The organism is Solirubrobacter phytolaccae, assembly GCF_027587195.1.
In the GTDB taxonomy this organism is placed as follows: domain Bacteria; phylum Actinomycetota; class Thermoleophilia; order Solirubrobacterales; family Solirubrobacteraceae; genus Solirubrobacter; species Solirubrobacter phytolaccae.
The window spans coordinates 1-1770 of the sequence record NZ_JAPDDP010000158.1 but is presented as its reverse complement, the minus strand read 5'-3'; the positions used below and the strand labels follow the sequence as shown (position 1 = coordinate 1770).

1 protein-coding gene is annotated in these 1770 nt (G+C 77.9%); it reads left to right on the top strand.

The annotated features are described in order from the left end of the window. On the top strand, positions 1-1709 hold a 1709-nt coding region (locus OJ997_RS36185), incomplete at its 5' end, for a helix-turn-helix transcriptional regulator (RefSeq protein WP_270030337.1). Positions 1710-1770: the final 61 nt, after the last annotated feature.

Here is a 1770-nt window from a genome sequence, read left to right as displayed (position 1 = left end):
GGGATCGCCCGTGGCGAGGATGCGCACGAGGTCGGCGATCGCCGGGCCCGAAGCGCCCGCGCACGCCCGCAGGCGCGGCGCGCTGGTACGAGGCGGCGCTGCGGCCCGCGTCCGGCGCCGAGCTCGACCCCGCAGTCGGTGGCGAGACGCGGCGCGCGATCCTCAAGGACCTCGCGCAGGCCGAGGCCGCCGCCGGCCGACTGGAGAAGAGCCGCCGGGCGCTGCTGGAAGCGCTCGTGCTCGCCGCGCCCGACTCCGCCGAGTACGTGACGCTCGTGACCCGCTGCGCGGCGGTGGAGCACTGGCTCGGCCGCCACGAGGACGCCCGCCGCCGGCTGCAGGGCGCGCTCGCGCAGCACGGCGAGTCGCAGGACCTGCGGCTCGCGCTCGCGTTCGACGCGCTCTACGGCCTGGACCTGCCGACGAGCGCCGAGCGTGCGCGCGCGGCGCTGGACGGCCCGGACCGCGGCGCGAGCGTCTCCGCCGAGGCGCTGCTCGCGCTCGTGCTCGCCGCGGACGGGCAGCGCGAAGCGGCCGAGCAGGCCGTCGAGGCGGCGACCAGCACGCTCGCCGAGCTCGACGACCGCACGCTCGCCGCCCACCTGGAGGCGCTCTGGTACCTGGCGTGGGCCGAGTCGTTCCTGGATCGCTTCGACGCCTCCCTCGAGCATGGCCGCCGCGGCCTGGAGCTCTCGCGCGCGACCGGCCAGGACTGGCTGCTCGTGCCGCTCACGCTCGCTTCCGTGTTCCCGTACGAGATGCAGGGCCGCGTCGACGACGCGTGCGAGGCGGGCGCGGCCGCCGTCGACGCCGCGCGCCTGGCCGGCAACCCGCACTACCTCGCGTGGGCGCTGTGGGAGCACGGGCTCGCACTCGGCTACCGCGGGGACATTCCGGGCGCCCGGGCCGCGTTCGAGGAGAGCCAGGCGCTCGCCAACGAGACCGGCCGGCTCCTGCTGTGGGAGAGCGAGCCGGGCTGGGCGTTCGGCACCGTGCTCGCCGAGGAGGGCGACGTCGTCGCGAGCCGCGCGATCCAGCTGCGCTGGTGCGGCGGGCTCGAGCTGCGCCACGTGATGCCCGCCGAGCACGGCATCGCCTGGGACATCTTCGTCGACAACGCGCTCGCGCTGGACGACCTCGCGGAGGCGGAAGACGTAGCCGCGCGGATGGAAGCGAACGCGAGGGAGACCCGGCGCCCGCTCGCCGTCGTGCTCGCCCACCGTGCACGCGGCGCGGTGCAGCTCGCCCGGGGCGAGGCCGAAGCGGCGGCGGAGAGCGCCCGCGCGGCGATCGCGGCCGCCGAGCCCGCCGGCCTGCGCCTGGAGGCGCTGCGCGCCCGGATGCTGCTCGCGTCCGCGCTCGCCGGAACCGATCGCGCCACCGCGGTGCGTGAGCTGCGCGAGGCTGAGCAGGCGCTCGACGCAGGCGGTGCCCACCTCCTCCGCGACCGCGCACGGCGGGAGCTGCGCCGCCTCGGCCACCGCGTCGACGCCGCCCGCCGGCGCGAGCCCGCGGGCCTGCAGGGCCTGTCCGCGCGCGAGCACGAGGTCGTCGCGCTGGTCGCCGCCGGCCTGACCAACCCCGCGATCGCCGCCGAGCTGTTCCTGTCCGTCAAGACGGTCGAGACGCACCTGCGCAACGTCTTCGGCAAGCTCGGCGTGGCCTCGCGCGCCGAGGCGGCGGCGGCGTTCGCGCGCGCTCAGGCGTAGACGCGGCGGCAAGGACGACCGCGGCGCGGCGCGGTGGACGGCGCGGCGCGGCCGGCGGCGC